Annotated in this window: 18 protein-coding genes and 1 tRNA gene; 10 read left to right on the forward strand and 9 right to left on the reverse strand. The window is 67.8% G+C overall.

Annotation, left to right across the window (positions count from 1 at the left end; genetic code table 11):
• Positions 1-61 precede the first annotated feature (61 nt).
• A complete protein-coding gene (locus AC5P6S_RS00785) occupies positions 62-1483 on the forward strand; it encodes a basic amino acid/polyamine antiporter (RefSeq protein WP_012480928.1) in 1422 nt (473 codons plus the stop codon).
• 72 nt (positions 1484-1555) lie between these two features.
• On the opposite strand, the gene AC5P6S_RS00790 is transcribed toward AC5P6S_RS00785, so the two are convergent.
• From AC5P6S_RS00790 to AC5P6S_RS00825, 8 genes are all read right to left on the reverse strand, one after another.
• Positions 1556-1632, reverse strand: a tRNA-Asn gene (locus AC5P6S_RS00790).
• Positions 1633-1654: 22 nt separating this feature from the next.
• Positions 1655-2125 carry a 23S rRNA (pseudouridine(1915)-N(3))-methyltransferase RlmH gene (gene rlmH / locus AC5P6S_RS00795; protein ID WP_005410535.1) on the reverse strand — a complete coding sequence of 157 codons (471 nt, stop codon included), beginning with the start codon at positions 2123-2125 and terminating at the stop codon, positions 1655-1657.
• A 64-nt stretch (positions 2126-2189) separates the two neighbouring features.
• Positions 2190-2600 carry a ribosome silencing factor gene (gene rsfS / locus AC5P6S_RS00800; protein ID WP_005410536.1) on the reverse strand — a complete coding sequence of 137 codons (411 nt, stop codon included), beginning with the start codon at positions 2598-2600 and terminating at the stop codon, positions 2190-2192.
• A gap of 58 nt (positions 2601-2658) precedes the next feature.
• A complete protein-coding gene (nadD, locus tag AC5P6S_RS00805; protein ID WP_005410537.1) occupies positions 2659-3327 on the reverse strand; it encodes a nicotinate-nucleotide adenylyltransferase in 669 nt (222 codons plus the stop codon).
• A complete protein-coding gene (gene holA, locus AC5P6S_RS00810) occupies positions 3328-4365 on the reverse strand; it encodes a DNA polymerase III subunit delta (protein ID WP_012480930.1) in 1038 nt (345 codons plus the stop codon).
• Positions 4366-4374: 9 nt separating this feature from the next.
• Positions 4375-4959 carry an LPS-assembly lipoprotein LptE gene (locus AC5P6S_RS00815; protein ID WP_005410539.1) on the reverse strand — a complete coding sequence of 195 codons (585 nt, stop codon included), beginning with the start codon at positions 4957-4959 and terminating at the stop codon, positions 4375-4377.
• 136 nt (positions 4960-5095) lie between these two features.
• Complete coding sequence (gene leuS, locus AC5P6S_RS00820; RefSeq protein WP_012480931.1) at positions 5096-7738, reverse strand: leucine--tRNA ligase; 2643 nt, start codon at positions 7736-7738, stop codon at positions 5096-5098.
• Positions 7739-7843: 105 nt separating this feature from the next.
• Entirely contained in the window at positions 7844-8446 is a 603-nt protein-coding gene (locus tag AC5P6S_RS00825) for a DUF998 domain-containing protein (protein WP_062606135.1), read from the reverse strand.
• A gap of 124 nt (positions 8447-8570) precedes the next feature.
• Between AC5P6S_RS00825 and trxA the strand changes: the two genes are divergently transcribed.
• The 4 genes from trxA to AC5P6S_RS00845 all read left to right on the forward strand — a co-directional run bounded on the left by trxA (position 8571) and on the right by AC5P6S_RS00845 (position 13386).
• Positions 8571-9428 carry a thioredoxin gene (trxA, locus tag AC5P6S_RS00830; protein ID WP_012480933.1) on the forward strand — a complete coding sequence of 286 codons (858 nt, stop codon included), beginning with the start codon at positions 8571-8573 and terminating at the stop codon, positions 9426-9428.
• Positions 9429-9581: 153 nt separating this feature from the next.
• Entirely contained in the window at positions 9582-11237 is a 1656-nt protein-coding gene (locus AC5P6S_RS00835; protein ID WP_235643505.1) for a FecR family protein, read from the forward strand.
• Positions 11234-12859, forward strand: coding sequence for a CHASE2 domain-containing protein (locus AC5P6S_RS00840; RefSeq protein ID WP_235643504.1), 1626 nt, complete (start codon positions 11234-11236; stop codon positions 12857-12859). The genes AC5P6S_RS00835 and AC5P6S_RS00840 overlap by 4 nt, the downstream gene beginning before the upstream one ends.
• 74 nt (positions 12860-12933) lie before the next feature.
• Positions 12934-13386, forward strand: a complete 453-nt coding sequence (locus AC5P6S_RS00845; RefSeq protein ID WP_010482929.1) for a DUF4442 domain-containing protein — start codon at positions 12934-12936, stop codon at positions 13384-13386.
• A 7-nt stretch (positions 13387-13393) separates the two neighbouring features.
• Here AC5P6S_RS00845 and AC5P6S_RS00850 read toward each other — a convergent pair whose 3' ends face one another.
• Positions 13394-14710 carry a hypothetical protein gene (locus AC5P6S_RS00850; RefSeq protein ID WP_065183441.1) on the reverse strand — a complete coding sequence of 439 codons (1317 nt, stop codon included), beginning with the start codon at positions 14708-14710 and terminating at the stop codon, positions 13394-13396.
• Between the two features lie 76 nt (positions 14711-14786).
• Between AC5P6S_RS00850 and AC5P6S_RS00855 the strand changes: the two genes are divergently transcribed.
• The 5 genes from AC5P6S_RS00855 to gloA2 all read left to right on the forward strand — a co-directional run bounded on the left by AC5P6S_RS00855 (position 14787) and on the right by gloA2 (position 19785).
• A complete protein-coding gene (locus AC5P6S_RS00855) occupies positions 14787-15482 on the forward strand; it encodes a DUF502 domain-containing protein (RefSeq protein ID WP_005414135.1) in 696 nt (231 codons plus the stop codon).
• Positions 15479-16264, forward strand: coding sequence for a queuosine precursor transporter (locus AC5P6S_RS00860; protein ID WP_049459669.1), 786 nt, complete (start codon positions 15479-15481; stop codon positions 16262-16264). The genes AC5P6S_RS00855 and AC5P6S_RS00860 overlap by 4 nt, the downstream gene beginning before the upstream one ends.
• A 95-nt stretch (positions 16265-16359) precedes the next feature.
• Entirely contained in the window at positions 16360-18300 is a 1941-nt protein-coding gene (locus AC5P6S_RS00865) for a DUF885 domain-containing protein (RefSeq protein ID WP_099484055.1), read from the forward strand.
• A gap of 16 nt (positions 18301-18316) precedes the next feature.
• On the forward strand, positions 18317-19384 hold the full coding sequence (locus tag AC5P6S_RS00870) for a serine hydrolase domain-containing protein (RefSeq protein ID WP_043035453.1): 1068 nt from the start codon (positions 18317-18319) through the stop codon (positions 19382-19384).
• Complete coding sequence (gene gloA2, locus AC5P6S_RS00875) at positions 19381-19785, forward strand: SMU1112c/YaeR family gloxylase I-like metalloprotein (protein ID WP_005414138.1); 405 nt, start codon at positions 19381-19383, stop codon at positions 19783-19785. Before AC5P6S_RS00870 ends, gloA2 begins: the two co-directional genes overlap by 4 nt.
• The last annotated feature ends 183 nt before the right edge of the window (positions 19786-19968 follow it).

Here is a 19968-nt window from a genome sequence, read left to right on the forward strand (position 1 = left end):
GTGCATGTTCACGGGCACACCGCTACCGTGGGTCAGCGGCATCAGCGCCGCAGGGGACATCATGGCCGCGACATCACAACGCCTCGGGCTGCCCGCGTTGACCGCACTGGTGGTCGGCTCGATGGTCGGTGCCGGCATCTTTTCATTGCCGCAGAACGTGGCGCGCAGCGCCGGTCCGGCGGCGGCGCTGCTCGGCTGGGCGGTCAGCGGCGCCGGCATGCTGATGCTGGCCTTCGTGTTCCAGGCCCTGGCCAACCGCCGGCCGGATCTCGATACCGGCATCTACGCATACGCGCGCGAAGGCTTCGGCAACTACATCGGCTTCTCCGCCGCGTGGGGCTACTGGGTTGCCTCGGTGCTCGGCAACGCCAGCTTCTTCGTGCTGATCTTCAGTGGCCTCGGCCACTTCATGCCGGTCTTCGGTGAAGGCAATACCCCGGCCGCCGTGGCCGCTTCGTCGCTACTTCTCTGGACCGTGCACCTGCTGGTACTGCGCGGCCTGCGCACCGCCGCCATCGTCAACGGCCTGGTAACGGTGGCCAAGCTGCTGCCTATCACGTTGTTCCTGATCCTGGCCGCCGGTGCCTTCCGCATGGATGTGTTCCGCGCCGATTTCCTGGGCGCGCCCGCACTCGGCGATCTCGGCCAGCAGCTGCGCGGCATGATGCTGGTGACCGTGTGGGTATTCATCGGCATCGAAGGTGCCAGCATCTACTCGCGGCGTGCGGCCCGTCGCGCCGATGTCGGCCGCGCCACGGTGATCGGCTTCCTCGGCGTCTGGCTGCTGCTGGTGCTGGTCAGCCTGCTGTCGATGGGCGTGCTGTCGCAGGCCGAACTGGCGGGGTTGCCCAATCCGTCGATGGCTTACGTGCTGCGCGCCATCGTCGGCGAGTGGGGCGCGACGGTGATCATCGTCGGCTCGATCATTTCGGTACTCGGCGCGCTGCTGGCCTGGGTGCTGCTGTGTGCCGAAGTGCTGTACGCCGCTGCAGGCGACGGCACCATGCCGGCCTTCCTGGGACGCGAGAATGCGCGCGGCGTGCCCGCCAACGCGCTGTGGCTGAGCAATGGCTTGATCCAGCTGTTCCTGCTGCTGGTGCTGGTCAACTCCGGCAGCTACACGGGCCTGGTGCTGCTGGCGGCCTCGATGAGCCTGGTGCCCTACTTCCTGTCCACCGCGTTCGGCGTGCAGCTGGCGTGGCGCGGGGACGCCTATGCGGGTGAACCGGGCGTGCGCTGGCGTGATTTCGCGGTGGCGCTGCTGGCCAGTGCCTACGCGTTGTGGCTGGTGTATGCAGGAGGCCTCGACAACCTGCTGCTGTCGGTGCTGCTGTATGTGCCCGGCGTGGTGGTGTTCGCACTGACCCGGCTGCAACGCGGTGAGCAGGTATTCACGCGTTGGGAATGGGTGTTGTTCGGCGCCATTCTGGTGGTGGCCATCGCTACGCTGGTGGCGTTCTCCAGAGGTGAGCTGGCACTGTAGAATCGAGCGCGGGCTCGGCTCTACAACAACGCAAAAAAAGACCTGCATCTTGCGATGCAGGTCTCTTCAAGGTGGCGCCCGAAGTTGGACTCGAACCAACGACCCCCTGATTAACAGTCAAGTGCTCTAACCGGCTGAGCTATTCGGGCAGACGACTAGTATAACCACTCTTCACGCGCGATGGTAGGGGTGATTCGCAATCATTGCGGCGGCCCGGTACAACTGCTCGGCCACCACCAGGCGCACCAGCATGTGCGGCAGCGTCAATGGTCCAATCGACCACTTTTCGTCGGCCAGCGCGGAAACTTCCGGCGAATGCCCTTCCGGGCCACCGATCAGGAAGGCAAGGTCCCTGCCCTGCCCACGCCAATGCTCCAGCCGCTGCGCCAGCTGTTCGGAACTGAGCTGGCGGCCCGGCACATCCAGCGCCACCACATAGGCATTCTTCGGCAGTGCGGCGATCACGCGCCTGCCTTCGTCTTCGGTGGCGCGGCGCGCATCGCGGCCCTTGCCGCGCAGGCCGGGCTCGATTTCCACCAGCTCGAACGGCAGCCAGTGCGACAGCCGCTTCTGGTACTCGGCGAAGCCCTGCGCCACCCAGCTGGGTGCGCGTTCGCCGGTAGCAATCAGGCGGGCTTTCATCAACGGTCCTCCAAAACGTCGACGGCGCCATCGGCGCCGTCGAAGGGATGCATCAACGTGCGGCTCAGGCCACTTCGTCGTCGCTGGACGGCGGCTGGTCACCAACGGTCCACAGGCGCTCCAGGGCATAGAACTCACGCACGCGCGGCAGCATCACATGCACGATCACGTCGCCCAGGTCGACCAGTACCCACTCGGCTTCGCGCTCGCCTTCAACACCCAGCGGCATCACGTCGAGATTCTTGGCAAAGCGCACGACTTCATCGGCGATCGACTTGACGTGGCGGGTCGAGGTGCCCGAAACGACGATCATGTAGTCGGCAACGCTGGACCGGCCGCGCACATCGATCTCGACCAGGTCCTTGGCCTTCAGGTCTTCGGTGGCTTGGCGGACGCTGGCCAGCAGTTCCGGCACGGACGGCGGCGGGCTGGGCAGATCGACCTTGATGGTCTGGGGCTGGGTCTGGTTGCTCAAAGTGGATCGACTCGATAAACGTGGGGGCGATTATACGGGCAAGCCGGGGCGGCGGCATTCACGGCGTAGGGGAGCGGTACAGGCCATGGGCGGCCACATAGTCGGCCACGGCCGGCGGCAGCAACGCCCGCCAGGGGCCGCCGGCGGCGATCTGCGCACGCACGGCACTGGCCGATTCCTCGCGCAGCGGATGATGCAGGCGCAGGATGCGCCCGGCCGGACTGGCGAACAGGGCCTGCTCGTTGTCGGCCCAGCGCCCTTCCAGGGCGCGGCCAAGTTCGCCATCCACCGAGGCCTGAAGGGGACTGCCCGGGCGCTCGGCCACCACGAAATGGGCCAGCCCGAACAGTGCCTCCCATTCATGCCAGCGGGTCAGGCCCAGCAGGCTGTCGGCCCCGACCAGCCAGGCCAATGGCCGGCTGGGGCCCAACTCGCCGCGCAGTTCGCGCAGGGTGTCGACGGTATAGGACGGGCGGCCGGGAAAGCGTATGGCGCGGTCCAGTTCACGATGGTCCAGCAGCAGGCCTGGCTCATCGCCGATGGCCAGCGAGAGCATGGTGAAGCGCTGGTCAGCGGTTGCGCCCGGCACCGCGCGATGCGGCGGATCAGCCGCTGGCAGCATGCGCACAGCGACCTGCAGTTCGTCACGGGCAGCACGCGCGATGGCGAGGTGCCCGAGGTGCACCGGATCGAAGGTGCCCCCGTAATAGATCCGCAGGCTCATCACTCAGGCCCGCGCCAGCAGGCGCACGGCACGCGGTTCGGCCACGGCCACCAGCAGGCGCTCCAGCGCCAGCCAGGCATCACCGTCGGCGCGCCCCTTGGCGATGCGGTCGACCAGTCCGGCCTCGGCCACGAAACGCTCCCAGCGCTTGCCCTCGGGGTGCCGCTGCAGCGCACGCTTGTAGGGCGCTTGCCGCGATTCCCAGATGCCGCGCGATTTCATTTCGGCGGCCAGATTGCCGCCACGCGCCTGTACCCGGGCCAGGCCGGCACCAGCCAACAGCTCGCGGATCACCATTGGCATCAGTGCGGCCACCGCCTCGCCTTCGCCGCGCAGGCCCGCCAGCATGCGCAGCACCGCCGGCGGCTGGCCGGAGAACGTGGCTTCCAGCAGCCGGAAAACGTCATAGCGGGCGGCGTCGGCCACCAGCGATTCCATCCGTTCCACGTCCAGCGGCTGGCCGTCGGCCAGCAACGCCAGCTTGTCGATTTCCTGCGCAGCGGCCAGCAGGTTGCCCTCGACCCGCTCGGCCAGGCGCTGCACGGCGGCCGGATCGGCACGCAGGCCCTTGCCACGCAGGCGGCGCTCGATCCAGTCCGGCAGTTCGTGCGGCTTGATCGCCCACGCCACCGACAGCACGCCGATGCGATTGACTGCCTCGGCCCACTTGCCCTGGTGGGCCTTGCTCCATTCGCTGGCGGTAATCATCAGCACCACGTCCGGCGCCGGGTTGGCGCAGAACTGGCTGATCACCTCGGCCCCGTCCTTGCCCGGCTTGCCGCTGGGCAGGCGCACCTCGACCAGGCGGCGGGCACTGAACAGGCTGGGCGCGTTGAAGCTGGCGTCGAGCTGGTTCCAGTCGAAATCACGCCCATCGGCGTCGAACACTTCCCGCTCGGCGATGCCGGCGGCGCGTGCGCGTGCACGGATGGCGTCGGCCGCCTCAAGCACGCGCAGGGTTTCCGGGCCGGCAATCAGGTAGACCGGCGCCAGCGGGGTGTCAGCGCCCTGGCTGGCCAGCTGCTCCGGACGCAGTTCCATCGTCGCGACTCAGTGCTTGGCTGCGGGAACCGGCTCGGCCGGCTCCGCCCCTTCGATCGGCTTGGCCTTCGGCGCCGTCAGGCTGCCGCCCTTCTCGATCTCGGCGCGCACCACGCTGTCGATGCGGCGGATGATCGACGCGGACATTTCCCGTCGCAGCTCATCGGCCAGGATTTCGCGTTCGGTGGTGGTACCGGTGGCGTCGGTCGGCGGCGACACGTAGTCGCGCGACAGTTCGATCACCTGCTGCGGCACCAGCTCGCTGCCATCCTCGCGACGGAAGATGAAGATCACCGCATAGCGCAGGCTGTACTCCTGCGCACGGCCCTGCGAGTCGATGGCGATCGGCAGGTCGCCCCAGCGTTCGGACAGCACCTGGAGCTGGGTACTGGGCCCCTTGCTGTCCTCGTCGGCCAGCTTGGCACCGGAAGCCAGCAGGCTGCGATTGAGCAGCTTGACCAGTTCGCTGTATGGCGCGGTGGAGACCACCTTCACCGGCGCCGTGTCGGTCGGCAGCATCAGCTTGTTGCGCAGATGGAAACCGCAGCCGGCAAGGCCGAGGACAAGAACGAGGGCAAGCAGTATTCGGGTCATGGAGACAGTCTGGCGGAGCCGGGCGATCACGGCAACACACAGCCTGCCCGAAGCCGCGTGAATGCAGGGCCATCAAGTGCATGGCCCCGCACCGGGAAGGTACCGGCCACCGCGTGGGTGACCGGCCCAGGATGCATCAGGCAGCGACGATGTTCACGATCTTGCCCGGCACGATGATGATCTTGCGCACGGTCAGGCCTTCCATGAACTTGGCCGCATTCGGCTCGGCCAGAGCCAGTGCTTCGACCTGCTCGCGTGCAGCATCGGCGGCCACCTCGATGGTGCCACGCAGCTTGCCGTTGACCTGCACGGCCAGGGTCAGCGCGTCGCGCACCAGCGCACCGGCGTCGGCCTGCGGGAACGGCTGGTCTTCCAGCAGCGTCTCGCCATGGCCCAGCACCTGCCACAGGGCGTGGCTGGCATGCGGGGTGATCGGGTTCAGCAGCAGCACGATGGCCTGCAGCGCTTCCTGGCGCACCGCACGGCCCTGCTCGCTGCCGTCCTCGAACTTGGCCAGCGCGTTCATCAGTTCCATCACCGCCGCGATGGCGGTATTGAAGCTGTGGCGACGGCCATAGTCGTCACCGACCTTGCCGATGGTCTCGTGGGTCTTGCGACGCAGTGCCTTCTGGTTGGCGTCCAGCGCGGCCACGTCCAGCGCCGGGGCGGCACCGTCGGCGGCGTGCTTCTGCACCTGGGCCCACAGGCGGCGCAGGAAGCGCGCCATGCCGTCCACGCCGGCTTCGTTCCACTCCAGCGACTGTTCCGGCGGGGCGGCGAACATCGAGAACAGGCGCACGGTGTCGGCACCGTACTTGTCGACCATCGCCTGCGGGTCCACGCCGTTGTTCTTCGACTTGGACATCTTTTCAGTGCCACCGACCACCACCGGCTGGCCGTCGGCGATCAGCGTGGCGCCAGTGATGCGGCCGCGCTCGTCGCGCTGCACTTCTACATCGGCCGGATTGATCCAGTCCTTCGAGCCGTCCGGGTTCGGGCGGTAGTAGGTCTCGGCGATCACCATGCCCTGGCACAGCAGGTTGCGTGCCGGTTCGTTGCTGTCCACCATCCGCGCGTCGCGCAGCAGCTTGTGGTAGAAGCGGAAATACATCAGGTGCAGGATCGCGTGCTCGATGCCGCCGATGTACTGGTCGACCGGCAACCAGTAATTGCCGCGCTTGTCGACCGCATCTCGGGCACCCGGCGAGGTGTAGCGGGCGTAGTACCAGCTCGACTCCATGAAGGTGTCGAAGGTGTCGGTCTCGCGCTCGGCCGCGCCGCCGCATTCCGGGCAGGTGGTCTTGCGCCATTCCGGATCGGTCTTGATCGGCGAACCAGTCCCCGAGAACGCCACGTCCTCCGGCAGCACCACCGGCAGCTGCTCTTCCGGCACCGGCACCGCACCGCACTTGTCGCAGTAGATCACCGGAATCGGGCAACCCCAGTAGCGCTGGCGGCTCACGCCCCAGTCGCGCAGGCGATAGTTGACGCGGCGCTGGCCCTGGGCCTTGCGCTCGAAGCGTTCGGCCAGGGCTTCGAAGGCGCCCTGGAAATCCAGCCCATCGAATTCGGCCGAGTTGACCAGCTCGAAGGCACGGTTCTTGTCGCTGTACCAGTCCTGCCAGCGGGCACCATCCCAGGTGCGCTCGTCGTCGTTGCGCGGATCCTTCAGCGCGATCACCTGCTTGATCGGCAGGCCGTACTTGTTGGCCACTTCATTGTCGCGCTGGTCGTGGCCCGGAACAGCCATCACCGCACCGGTGCCGTAGCCCATCAGCACGAAGTTGGCGACCCACACCGGCACCTTTTCGCCGGTGACCGGATGGATGGCACGCAGGCCGGTGTCCATGCCGCGCTTTTCCTGGGTTTCCAGCTCGGCCTCGGACACGCCACCCTGCTTCATTTCCGACAGCAGCGCAGCCAGTTCCGGGTTGTTCTTCGCCGCATGCAGGGCCAGCGGATGTTCGGCGGCGATCGACACGAAGGTCACGCCCATCACGGTATCCGGACGGGTGGTGAACACGCGCAGCGGATCCAGCGCAGTGCCGTCGACATCACGCACGTCGAACTGGATTTCCAGGCCTTCGGAGCGGCCGATCCAGTTGCGCTGCATGGTCTTGACCGAATCCGGCCAGCCGTCCAGTTCATCCAGGCCGTCCAGCAGTTCCTGGGCGTAATCGGTGATGCGCAGGAACCACTGCGGGATCTCGCGCTTCTCGACCAGCGCACCGGAACGCCAACCACGGCCATCGATGACCTGCTCGTTGGCCAGCACGGTCTGGTCGACCGGATCCCAGTTCACCACCGCATTGCGGCGGTAGGCCAGGCCCTTGCGCATCAGGCGCGTGAACATGCGCTGTTCGTGTACATAGTAGTCCGGGCGGCAGGTGGCGAATTCGCGCGACCAGTCCACCGCATAGCCCATGGCCTTGAACTGGCCACGCATGTGCTCGATGTTCTTGTAGGTCCAGGCCGCCGGTGCGGTCTTGTTCTTGATTGCCGCGTTCTCCGCCGGCAGGCCGAACGCGTCCCAGCCCATCGGCTGCAGCACGTTGTGGCCGGTCATGCGCTTGTAGCGGCTGATCACGTCGCCGATGGTGTAATTGCGCACGTGGCCCATGTGCAGCGCACCGGACGGGTACGGAAGCATCGACAGGCAGTAGTACTTCGGCTTGTCCGAAGTCTCGTCGACTTCGAAGGCACGGGTGGCGTCCCAGTACTTCTGGGCGGCGGATTCAACCTGCTGCGGGTCGTAGGCGTTGGTTTCAGCGCTGGTCATGGAACACGCGGATGCGGCGGCAAAGCGGTACAGCGTACCGCAGTGCGGCAAACGTCTCCAATCCTGCCCGCCGACCGCCGGCCCCGCCAGCGCCCGGAGCCGGTCTCAGCGCGGTCGCGACAGAGGCAGGGCCAGCGCCAGCCAGACCGCCCAGCAGGCGAATGCAAGCCGTTGTGCCAGCGGCGCCGGCAGCACGCCCTGCAGCGCAAAGGCAGCCAGCGCCGCCAGCACGCCACAGGCGATCGCCACCCCGCCCAAGGCGCGCCCGTGCGTCTGGCGCAGCTGCGAGATGCCCAGCAACAGGGTGCCGGCGACGAAGCCCAGCACCCAGATCATCCAGGCACTGGCGTGCAGCTGGCTGGCCGGCCCGTGCAGATCGTCCACATCCAGCGGCATCAAGCCCATCGCGGTGAAGGCCAGTCCGCCCAGCAACAGCATCTGGCTGCCCACCCGCGGCGCCCAGCCAGCACTGGCCGGCAGCTGTCGGCGCAGGCACTCGGCCACGACCACCGCCAACAGGCCCGGCAGTACGAAGCCCAGCAGATTGAAGGCCAACGCGTGCGGCACGCCGTGTGCGCCCAGCAGGGCCACCGGGTGCCGCGCCTGTGCATAACCTTCCAGGCCGGTGCCGAAGCCCAGCACCGCCAGCACGAACAGCAGTGCGGCGGCGGGGCCGGACAGACGCAACAGGGAAGACGGGGAGGTCATGCAGGCTCCAGGAGCAACGGCGGCGGGAACGACGCATTGTCGGGCATTTGCCGCAGTCCGGGTTGAGACTGGCATCGATCGTCACCATAGAATCGGTCTCCAGATGCCAATCGATGCCTCCCCCATGACCGAGACGACCTACGTATTCGACGCCACCACTGCGACCTTCGAGGCCGAAGTCCTGCAGAAGTCGCTGCAGACGCCGGTGCTGGTCGACTTCTGGGCCACGTGGTGCGGCCCCTGCAAGACCCTGGGGCCGATGCTGGAAAAGCTGGCCGCCGAATACAACGGCGCCTTTGAGCTGGCCAAGGTCGATGTCGACAAGGAACAGCAGATCGCCGCCGCCTTCCAGATCCGCTCGGTGCCGACCGTGTTCCTGGTCAAGGGCGGCCAGCTGGTGGACGGCTTCCCCGGCGCCATCCCGGAAGGCCAGCTGCGTGAGTTCCTGGCCCAGCACGGCATCGTGCCGGCCGACGTCGGTGACACCGCCGCCGACGACGAAGCGCCGTTGGATCCGCAGGCACAGGTGGATGTACTGCGTGCGCAGATCGCCGCCGAGCCGGACAAGGACGAGCTGAAGCTCGACCTGGCCCTGGCCCTGCTGCAGATCGGCGGCGTGGACGAAGCCGGTACGCTGATCGACGGCCTGCCCGCCAACCTGGCCACCGACGACCGCGCCGTGCGCGCCCGCGCCCGGTTGTCCTTTGCCGCTGCCCTGAAGGACGCCCCGGCCGCCGAGGTGCTGGACGCGCGCATCGCCGCCAACGGCAATGACCTCAAGGCCCGCCACCTGCGCGGCGTGCAGCTGCTGCTCGGCGGCCATGACGAAGCCGCGCTGGCGCAGTTCCTGGACATGCTGCGGATCGACCGGAGTTTCGAGGAAGGCCTGCCGCGCAAGGCGCTGATCGATGCCTTCAATGTGATCTCCGACGAGGACCTGGTCGGCCAGTACCGCCGCAGGATGGCCTCCCTGCTGTTCTGAACGGAAGCCGGGTTCGTTCAGAATCCCTGCACTGGACGCGGGCAATAATGCGCACGATGGCGGCCGTAGGGCCGCCACGATCCGTTCGGGGGGATGAGGTCGGGGCCATGGGGTCTTGCAGCTGCACCCCCGCATTGCCGGGATTGCAAAACTGTGACCTTCGTCCGCTCGCTGTTGTTTGCCATGCGCTTCCAGGGCGCCCTGCTCTGTGCCCTGCTTCTGCTGCCGGCCATCGCCGCCGCGCAGGACTGGAACTACCGGGTCCGCCCCGGCGACACCCTGTGGGATCTGGGTGGCGTGTATCTGAAACCCTCGGTGCGCTGGCAACAGCTCCAGCAGCACAACCGAATCGACAATCCCTACCGGCTGCCGCCCGGCCAGCTGCTGCGTTTCCCCATCAGCTGGCTGCGCATCGAACCGGCACCGGCGCGGGTGCTCTCGGTCCGCGGCAAGGTCGAACTGTCCAGTGGAGACGGCAGCGCCAGCCGCGCCATCCAGGCCGGCGAGCAGCTGCATATCGGAGACACCGTACAGACCGAGGGCGAATCCAGCGTCACGCTGGAATTTGCCGATGCGTCGCGCCTGCAGCTGCGTGAGTACTCGCGCCTGCGCCTGGACCAGCTCAGCCGCTATGGCCACACCGGCATGGTCGACACCCGCCTGCGCCTGCAGCAGGGCCGCGCCAGCAATCGGGTGACGCCCGCGCGCGGCCCGGCATCGCGCTACATCATCGATGCGCCCACCGCCACCAGCAGCGTGCGCGGCACCGTCTTCCGGGTCAGTGCCGGCGACGGTCGTGATGTCGCGGCCACCGAGGTCCTGCAGGGCAAGGTGCAGGTCGGCAACGCCCATGGCCAGCGCATGGTCCAGCCCGGACAGGCCACCCGCAGCGCCAGCGCAGACGCCGCTCCGGACACAGTCTCCGTACTGCTGCCGGCACCGCAGCTGCGCAACGATGAACTGCGCCTGGCCCCGTTGCCGACGCTGCTGGCATGGACTCCGGTCGCCGGCGCCGCGCATTACCGCGTTGAAGTGGTGGAGGCAGCCACGCCGGAGATCCTGCTGTTCGCTGCCACCACCCCCGATACCCGCCTGGCCATCGGCGATCTGCCGCCGGGCCAGCTGCGCATCCTGCTGCGCGCGGTCGATGCGCAGGGTGTGGAAGGCATCGACGCCAGTGCCGACTTCGAACTCAGCGACCAGCCTCCACCGCCGCTGACCCTGGCCCCGCTGCATGGACAGACAATCAACAGCGACCGCCCGCGTTTCCGCTGGAGCCAAGCCCCCGGTGCGCGCAGCAGCGTGCTGCAGATCGCGGCTGATTCCACCTTCGTACAGCCACTGCAGGAACAGACCAGCACCGGCACCGACCTGCGCCTGGCGCAGCCATTGCCGCCGGGTCACTACTTCTGGCGGATCGCCTCCCGCAGCGCCAATGGGCACCAGGGGCGCTATGGCCAGGCCCTGCCACTGCAACTGAGCAACGAGCCGGTGGATCCTGCGCTGCAACCGCCCGAGGCCGCGCACGGTGAGCTGACCCTGCGTTGGCAGGCCGGCAGCGAAGGCCAGCGCTATCGCGTGCAGGTCGACCGCCGCGGCGACTTCAAGGCACCCCTGGTCGACGAAACCGTGGCCGAACCGCAGGTCAGCTTCAAGCGTCCGTGGCGCGGCACCCTGCATGTGCGCGTGCAGTACATCGACGATGACGGCCATGCCGGCGAGTTCTCGCCTGCCCAGCAGATCGCCCTGCCGTGTCGCCTCTGCTATGGCACCGGCGGCGGTGCCCTGCTGCTGTGGCTGCTGTTGTGAGGCGCTCGCCGCTGCCGTGGTCGAAGCGGATCCTGCTGGCCATGCTGGCCGGGATACTGACCCTCGTCGCCAGCCAGGGCCAATGGCTGTGGCGGCAGGACGAGGCCACCTACGACGCGATGGTCGGCAACTGGGACTATCGACCCGACCCGAGCGTGCTGATCGTGGCCATCGACGAAGGCAGCCTGCAACGCATCGGCCAATGGCCGTGGCCGCGCTCGGTCCACGCCCGGTTGCTGGATCGCCTGACCGATGCCGGTGCCGAACGGGTCGCGCTGGATCTGATGCTGTCCGAGCCGGACCGCCGCGACAGCCGCCAGGACGACGCGCTGGCCGCGGCCATCCGTCGCAATGGCCGGGTGGTGCTGCCGGTGCTGGCCGCACCGGCAGCCGGTGATCGCATGGCCGAGGAAATGCTGCCGGTTCCGCAGATCGCGGCCAGTGCCGCCGCCATCGGCCACACCGACGTTGAGGTGGACAGCGACGGCGTCGCCCGCGGCATCTACCTGCATGCGGGCATCGGCAAGGCGCATTGGCCGGCGCTCGGGCTGGCCCTGACCGGCCTGCCCGCGGGCGCGGTGCGCGGGCTGCCCGACCCTGATCCCGAGGTGGGCTCGCCCTATCAATGGCGGCGCAACGACTACGTGCGGGTGCGCTATGCCGGACCTCCCGAGCAGTTGCCGCAGGTTTCCTACGCAGACGTGCTCGATGGCCACGTGGACATGGCGATGCTGCATGGCCGCCGCATCATCGTCGGCATGACCGCCAGCGGCATCGCGCCGCGCCTGCTGACCCCGACCACCCGCGAGTTCTGGATGAGCGGCAGCGAGTACCAGGCCAACATCGCCTCGATGCTGCTGCAGCACAAGCAGATCGAGGTGCTGCCCCGCTTCTGGCAGCACACCATCAGCGCTGTGCTGGTGGCGCTGTGCGTGATCCTGCTCGGCCTGCGCCTGCCGTGGCTGGCGGCGCTGAGTTCGCTGCCGCTTGCCCCTCTGCTGAGCTGGTTGCTGTTGCGCACCAGCAACCTCTGGTGGGCGCCAGCCACCGCCCTGCTGGGCGTCCTGCTGGTCCTGCTGGCCTGGGCGATCTGGCGGATTTCGGCCTGGCACCGGCAGGCCAACCGCGACGCACTGACCGGCCTTGGCAATCGCCTGCGTTTCGAACAGGCGCTGCAGCAGGAATGCGACGCCGCACGACGCAACGGCAAGCCACTGAGCCTGGCGCTGATTGATGTCGACCACTTCAAGCGCCACAACGACCGCCATGGCCACCAGGTCGGCGACCGCGTGCTGCGGGACGTCGCCCGGTTGATCGGCGCGCATGCGCGGCGGCCGCGCGACATGGCCGCGCGTTACGGTGGCGATGAATTCGCGCTGGTATTGCCCGATACCCCGGCCGAAGGCGCGCGGCTTGTCATCCAGGACCTGATCGACTGCGTACGTGCATTGCCGGTACACGGTGACGGCAGCGACGATCGGGTGACGCTCACCATCGGCGTGTTTACCCGGGTACCGGAAGGCGGGCTGCAACCGCATCATTTCGTCGAAGGGGCCGACACCGCGCTGTACCAGGCCAAAGCCAACGGGCGCGACGGGTATGTGATCGACGGCGACGCGTGACCGGTGCCACCAGGGTGCAACATACGCATGCGAATGGTTAGACTGGACACCTCGCCCAGCGCCCCCGGATCCGCATGAACGCCCGTCTGTTCCGCTTCGGCATCAACCTCTGGCCGCCCTTCCTGTTCACCGGCATCCACGTCACCCGCATCACCCCCGACTACCGGCAGATCGATGTCGAGCTGCGCCTGCGGCCATGGAACCGCAACTACGTCGGCACCCACTTCGGCGGCAGCCTGTTCGCGATGACCGATCCGTTCTGGATGCTCGGCCTGCTGCACATCCTCGGCCGCGACTACTACGTGTGGGACCGCGCCGGCGCCATCGACTTCCTCAAGCCGGGCCGTGGCATCGTGCGGACGTCGTTCCGCATCGACGACGCGCTGCTGGACGAACTGCGCGCCGAAGCGGCCAGTGGCGAGAAGGTGCTGCGCTGGTTCAGCAACGACGTGATCGATGAAAGCGGCGAGGTGGTCGCACAGGTCCGCAAGCAGGTCTACCTGCGGTTGAAGCCACACGCACGCTGAGCGCGCCTCAATCGCGCGCCAACGCAGTCGAAGCTGGCTCCGCCTGCAACGGCACCGACAGCCATGGGCTTTCGTCGTTGCTGCGGGACGGCGAGCGGCGTGGCACCTGCAGATGGCGGCCATCCGCCGACACCTGCGGCGCCCGCACCGGCGAGGCGAACTGTGCCGGCAACCGCTGCAGGGCATCCACCGGATCCCCCGGCTGCTGCCGCAGCCAGCGCTGTGCACCCAGCAGGCGCAGCATCGCCGCGGCGTCCTGGGTGCGCGACGAATAGGCCGGATAGACCGGACCCGCAATGTCGGTCAACAGGCAACCCATGACGTTCGACAGGCAACCAAAGTCACGCTGCGGCGGCGCCGGTGCCGGCAACGGACGGTCCGCCTCCAGCGCAGCGGTCGCCGTCGCGCCACAGGCCCAACCGAGATTGCCGGCCGCACGGGCCAGGGTGCTGCTGCGGTCCAGTACCAGCGCGCCGCCGAATTCCCGCGCCGAGGTCTCGATCGCCACCCGGTTCATCGCATACTCGCCCTGCATCGCACGGCACAGGCTCTGCTCGTCGGCCCGCATCGGCTGCATGGCCTGTTCGCATTCGGCCGGCAGCGGGTGATCGGCAGGCAGTTCGACCAGCATGTCGGCCAGCAGCTGCGCGTTGGCCTGTACCAGGCTGGCGCCGATGATGCTTTCGACCAGATAGCTGCCACCGGGCACCAGCCGCCGGCCCAGCCGCACTCCCCGGCAGCTGCCGCGCAGGGCACCGTCGATGTCACCCTGTACGAACGCCAGCGCGCGTGCGCTGGTGGCATCGACCACCAGCCCGTAGGTCGGCATCGGCACCAGGATGCCCTCGCCCTTCGGCTGGAACGGCGATACGAAGTAGTCTGCTTCGGCGAGCTGATCCAGCCGCGCGTGCAACTGCTGGTGCCCGGCATGGGCCTCCACGAAGCGTTGCGGGTCCGCGCGGACCTGGGCGAGGCAGCCGCGGGCGGCCGGCCCGCAACTGGCACCGGGCCGCGAGCGCAGCTCGGCATGGTTGGCCACCAGGTGTGTCTGGCCGCCGCTGCTGCCCCGCAGGTCGGCCTCCCAACGGCGCACGTCCTCGGCCAACGCCTGCTCGCGCTGGCGGGCATCCAGATCGTCGAACGGCAGCGTCCACAACAGGGCATAACCGTTGCGCCCGCTCGCCGGCAGCCGCGCTTCCAGCCGTTGCTGCGCCTGCAACCGCGATTCCGGCACCGGCCACATGCGTGAGGCGCACCACACCACGATGGTCAACAGCAGCAGGCCCGCCAGGGTCCAGCCCAGTCCACGCAGAATCTTCAACACAGCTTCCCTTCCATGGCTCGTTGCCGCAGTCGATCCACCAGCGTAATCGACCGGCAGTGACCGCTACAATGCGCACATGTCGCTCGAAGCCCCCGCCCTGGTCCCCCGCCCCTCCCTGCAGCGCCTGTTCCTGACCGGCCTGCTGACCCTGCTGCCGATCTGGCTGACCTGGGTCGTGGTCAAGTTCGTGTTCGTGTTGCTGTCGGGCATTTCCAGCCCGCTGGTGGTACCGCTGTCCGAGCAGATCGCGACAAGCTTTCCGCACTACCTCGGCTGGGTCCGCGCCGAATGGATCCAGGACACCATCGCCCTGCTGGCCACCCTGCTGGTGATCCTGGCGGTGGGCGTGGCCAGCCGCCGCGTGCTCGGCCAGCGCCTGCTGCGCTGGGTGGGCGCGGTCATCAAGCGCATTCCGCTGGCCAGCATCATCTACGACAGCGCAAAGAAGCTGCTGGACATGCTGCAGACCGAACCGGGCAGCACCCAGCGCGTGGTGCTGATCGACTTCCCGCACCGCGACATGAAATCGGTCGGCCTGGTCACCCGCGTGATCAAGGAACACGGCACCGACCGTGAGCTGGCCGCGGTGTATGTACCGACCACGCCGAACCCGACCTCGGGCTACCTGGAAATCGTGCCGGTGGAACTGCTGACCCCGACTGACTGGACCGTCGACCAGGCCATGAGCTTCATCATTTCCGGCGGCGCCGTCGCACCGTCCAGCGTGCCGTTCACCCGCGCCGGCGAACGCACCGGCGAACGCACCGAATGACCCCGGCGCCGATCGAGCGCCCGCTGCAGGACCGCGCGGTCCTGCTGTTCATCGTGCTGGCCGCGTTCTTCTGCGGCAATGCGGTGCTGGCCGAGCTGATCGGGGTGAAGATCTTCGCGCTGGAAGACACGCTGGGCATCGCCCCGCTGAACTGGAACCTGTTCGGCCAGACCGGCTCGCTCAGCTTCACCGCCGGTACCCTGCTGTGGCCGGTGGTGTTCATCATGACCGACACCATCAACGAGTTTTTCGGCAAGCGCGGCGTGCGCTTCATCTCGTGGCTGGCGGTGGTGCTGATCGGCTACGGTTTCCTGTTCGCCTTCGCGGCCATTTCGCTGGCGCCGGCCAGCTGGTGGGTCACGTCGATGGATGACCATGGTGTGCCCGACTACCAGGCCGCGTTCGCAGCCGTGTTCGGCCAGGGCATGTGGACCATCGCCGGTTCGCTGGTGGCCTTCCTGCTCGGCCAGCTGATCGACGTGGCGGTGTTCCACCGCATCCGCCAGGCCACCGGCGAACGCCACGTGTGGCTGCGTGCGACCGGATCGACTGCGATCTCGCAGGTGGTGGACAGCTTCGTGGTGATCTGGATCGCCTTCGTGCTGGGCCCGCAGCACTGGCCGACCTCGCTGTTCCTTGCGGTCGCCAGCGTCAACTACGTGTACAAGATGGGCTTTGCGATTGCCCTGATTCCGTTGCTCTACCTGATGCGGCGTGCCATCACCCGCTATCTGGGCGCCGATCGCGCGGCGGCACTGCGCGCCGCCGCTGCGGCTGACTGAAGCCCCAGCGCCACCAAGCTGACTGCGTCTTCACGCTGGCCGTACGCGCGCGGATCGTGCAAGCTCCACGATCTGTGTTCCACGGAAGCTTCTTGATGCCGTATTCCCCCCGCGTCCTGGCCGCTGCCATTGCCGCGTTGTTCCTGTTCAGTGCCGTGCCGTCGGCCGAAGCAGCGAAGAAGAAGGCCAGCCGCCCTGCCGCTGCGCAGACCCGCCAGGCCGCCAAGCCCAAGGCCAGGCCCGCCCGTGCCACCGCACCGGCCCGTGGCAGTTCGGCGCGCCGCGCTGCGCCGCGTCCGGTCGCACCGGCCCGTGCCGTGCCCAAGCAGGTGCAGCTGGAACGGCTGTACGACGAGTACTGGGATGCCTCGATGCGGTTGAACCCGCTGCAGGCCACGTTCCAGGGCGAACCGCGCTACAACGACCAGCTGCCCAACATCCTGTCCGCCGCCTGGCGCCAGCAGTCGCACGACTTCACCACGCAATGGCTGGGCAAGGTCGAAAAACTCGGCAGCGATGGCCTGCAGGGCCAGGACCTGCTCAGTTACGAGATCTTCGTCCGTGACGCGCGCGCCTCGCTGGCTGCCGAGCGCTACCCGAGCTGGATGATGCCGATCAGCCAGTACTACAACATCGGCAGCATCATGGCGATCCTCGGCTCCGGCGCGGGCGCGCAGCCGTTCAACACCGTGCAGGACTATGACACCTGGTCGCGCCGCTCGCTCGGCATTCCCGAACTGTTCGACCAGGCCATCGACAACATGCGCCAGGGCATGAAGGCCGGCGTGGTGCAGCCGCGCGACCTGATGGAGAAGGTGCTGCCGCAGCTGGATGCGGTGATCAAGCCGACCGCTGAAGAGAGCATCTTCTGGTCGCCGATCCGCACCATGCCGAACACGATTGCGGCCGAAGACAAGGCGCGCATCAGTGCCGAGTACAAGCGCATGATCGAACTGCGCATCATGCCCGCCTACCGCGCCCTGCGCGGCTTCATCGCCACCGAGTACCTGCCGGCCACGCGCGCCAGCAGCGGCATGGGCGCGCTGCCCGACGGCCAGGCCTGGTACGCCAACCTGATCGTGCAGACCACCGCCAGCGACCAGACCGCCGCGCAGCTGCACGCGCTGGGCGAGCAACGCGTGCAGGAACTGCAGGCACAGATCGCCACGGTGATGAAGGACGCCAAGCTGCGTGGCACGCCGGCAAAGCTGCTGCGCAGCATGCGCAACGATCGCCAGTTCCAGTACAGCGATGCCAATGCACTGATCAGCCGCTACCGCCAGGTGCAGCAGCAGGTCAACGCGCGCCTGCCGCAGGTGCTCGATACGCTGCCGAAGTCCGCGCTGGAAGTACGCGCAGTGGAACCGGAACGGGCGCTGACCGCCGCCGCTGCCGCCTACCAGCCGTCGCCGCCCGGGCAGCCCGCCGTGCTGTACATCAACACCCGCGACCTGCCCAGCCGCAAGCGCTGGAGCGTGCCGGTGCAGTACCTGCATGAAGCGATTCCCGGCCATCACGTGCAACTGGGCCTGCAGCAGGAGCTGGCCAAGCTGCCGCGCTTCCGTCGCCTCGGTGGCGATCTTGCGTTCGTCGAAGGCTGGGGCCTGTACGCCGAAACACTGGGTGAAGACCTCGGCGTCTACACCGATCCCTACGACCGTATCGGCTACCTGTACTCACGCCTGCTGCGCGCCGCGCGCGTCGTCGCCGACACCGGCGTCAATGCACAGGGCTGGAGCAAGCAGCAGGCCGTGGCCTACCTGCAGAAGACGGTGGACATGAGCAGCGATGACGCCAACGCCGAAGTCGAGCGGATCATGGCCCAGCCCGGCCAGGCACTGTCGAACGTCGCCGGCCTGACCACCATCGTTGCCCTGCGCGACAAGGCCAAGGCACGCCAGGGCGCAGCCTTCGATCTGCGCCGCTTCCATGCAGAACTGCTGAAAGACGGCTCGATGCCTCTGGACGTGCTGGACCGCAAGATGGAGCGCTGGATGGCACAGCCGGCCAGCGCTGCGCCCACACCTTCGCCCTGACGCTTCCGGAGCCACCATGCGCCCTGCCGTCGCCCTGTTCGCCGCCGTGCTGGGCCTGCTGCCTCTGGCGGGCGCCGCCGCACCGGTGCTGACCCCACCGGATGCCGGTATCGACGGCCTGATGCAGGCCTACGATGGCCAGGTGCCCGGCGCCGCAGTGCTGGTGCTGCATGACGGGCAGCCAGTGTTCCGCCGTGGCTACGGCCTTGCGGTGGTCGAAGACGGCACCCCGGTCACAGCCGCCAGCAATTTCCGGCTGGCCTCGGTCAGCAAGCAGTTCACCGCTGCGGCGGTGCTGCTGGTGGAAGACGGCCGGCTCGGGCTGGACCAGCCGGCCCGGCAGTGGCTGCCCGAGCTGCCACCGGCTGCAGCGGGCATCACCCTCCGCCACCTGCTCTCGCATACCAGCGGCCTGCTCGACTACGAAGACCTGATGGACCCGGCAGACACGCGGCAGGTACACGATGCCGATGTGCTGGCCCTGCTGTCGCGCCAGGACCGGCTGAACTTCGCGCCGGGCACGCAGTACCGCTACAGCAACAGCGGCTATGCACTGCTGGCACTGATCGTGGGCCGCGCATCCGGCCAGGATTTCGCCGCCTTCCTGCAACAACGCATCTTCCGCCCGCTGGGCATGGCGCATACCGTGGCCCACCAGGACGGCGTGGACACGGTCGCCACACGCGCCTATGGCTACAGCAGGATCGATGGCCGCTGGCAGCGCACCGACCAGAGCACTACCAGCGCTGTACTGGGAGACGGCGGGATCTACTCCTCGCTGGACGACCTGGCCCGCTGGGATGCGGCGCTGTACGACGACCGCCTGCTGTCGAAGGCTTCGCGCCGCGCGATGTTCAGCCCGGCGACGACCACATCGGAACCGGACGTGCCGCATTACGGCTTCGGCTGGCGGCTGAATGGTCCGGTGCAATGGCACAGCGGCGAGAGCATCGGCTTCCGCAACGTGATCGTGCGCCACCCGGAGAAGCACCTGACCGTGATCGTGCTGACCAACCGCAACGACCCCGAACCCTATCCGCTGGCGCAGAAGATCGCCCAGCGCTGGCTGGACACCCTGCAATGACCCCCGGTTCCGACGCCCTGCTGGGCATCCACCACGCCGCACTGATCTGCAGCGACTACGCACGCTCGAAGGACTTCTACGTGCGCATCCTCGGCCTGCGCGTGCTGGCCGAGAACCACCGCGCCGCACGCGATTCCTGGAAGCTGGACCTCGCCCTGCCCGACGGCGGCCAGCTGGAACTGTTCTCCTTTCCCTCGCCGCCGCCCCGTCCCAGCCGCCCGGAGGCCCAGGGTCTGCGCCACCTCGCGTTCCGGGTGGCTGCACTGGAACCCTTCATCCAGCGCCTGGCCGCGCATGGTGTCGCCTGCGAACCGATCCGCGTGGACGAATACACCGGCCGACGCTTCACCTTCTTCGCCGACCCCGACGACCTGCCGCTGGAGTTGTACGAAGTCGGTTGACGTCCCCGGGGGTCAGATCCCTTTTCCGACGGAAAAGGGATCTGACCCCATCGCCGCAACCAAAACCTCATTCACGCATGGCATGGATCTACCGTGTCGACCAAGGTCGACACCTACCCACAGCCGCAGAAATCTGTCAGAGGTGGGGCGGTGTGGGTGGGCAGGACCGTTGGCGCCATGGAT

This window comes from Stenotrophomonas sp. YJH_SMC_119, assembly GCF_059368315.1.

Bases quoted from the DNA above. Each gene is read 5' to 3' on its own strand.
- AC5P6S_RS00785 (WP_012480928.1), top strand. From the start codon at position 62: ATGGCCGCGACATCACAACGCCTCGGGCTGCCCGCGTTGACCGCACTG.
- rlmH (WP_005410535.1), bottom strand. From the start codon at position 2,125: ATGAAAGCCCGCCTGATTGCTACCGGCGAACGCGCACCCAGCTGGGTG.
- holA (WP_012480930.1), bottom strand. From the start codon at position 4,365: ATGGAACTGCGTCCGGAGCAGCTGGCCAGCCAGGGCGCTGACACCCCG.
- AC5P6S_RS00815 (WP_005410539.1), bottom strand. From the start codon at position 4,959: ATGACCCGAATACTGCTTGCCCTCGTTCTTGTCCTCGGCCTTGCCGGC.
- leuS (WP_012480931.1), bottom strand. From the start codon at position 7,738: ATGACCAGCGCTGAAACCAACGCCTACGACCCGCAGCAGGTTGAATCC.
- AC5P6S_RS00825 (WP_062606135.1), bottom strand. From the start codon at position 8,446: ATGACCTCCCCGTCTTCCCTGTTGCGTCTGTCCGGCCCCGCCGCCGCA.
- trxA (WP_012480933.1), top strand. From the start codon at position 8,571: ATGACCGAGACGACCTACGTATTCGACGCCACCACTGCGACCTTCGAG.
- AC5P6S_RS00845 (WP_010482929.1), top strand. From the start codon at position 12,934: ATGAACGCCCGTCTGTTCCGCTTCGGCATCAACCTCTGGCCGCCCTTC.
- AC5P6S_RS00855 (WP_005414135.1), top strand. From the start codon at position 14,787: ATGTCGCTCGAAGCCCCCGCCCTGGTCCCCCGCCCCTCCCTGCAGCGC.
- AC5P6S_RS00860 (WP_049459669.1), top strand. From the start codon at position 15,479: ATGACCCCGGCGCCGATCGAGCGCCCGCTGCAGGACCGCGCGGTCCTG.
- AC5P6S_RS00865 (WP_099484055.1), top strand. From the start codon at position 16,360: ATGCCGTATTCCCCCCGCGTCCTGGCCGCTGCCATTGCCGCGTTGTTC.
- AC5P6S_RS00870 (WP_043035453.1), top strand. From the start codon at position 18,317: ATGCGCCCTGCCGTCGCCCTGTTCGCCGCCGTGCTGGGCCTGCTGCCT.
- gloA2 (WP_005414138.1), top strand. From the start codon at position 19,381: ATGACCCCCGGTTCCGACGCCCTGCTGGGCATCCACCACGCCGCACTG.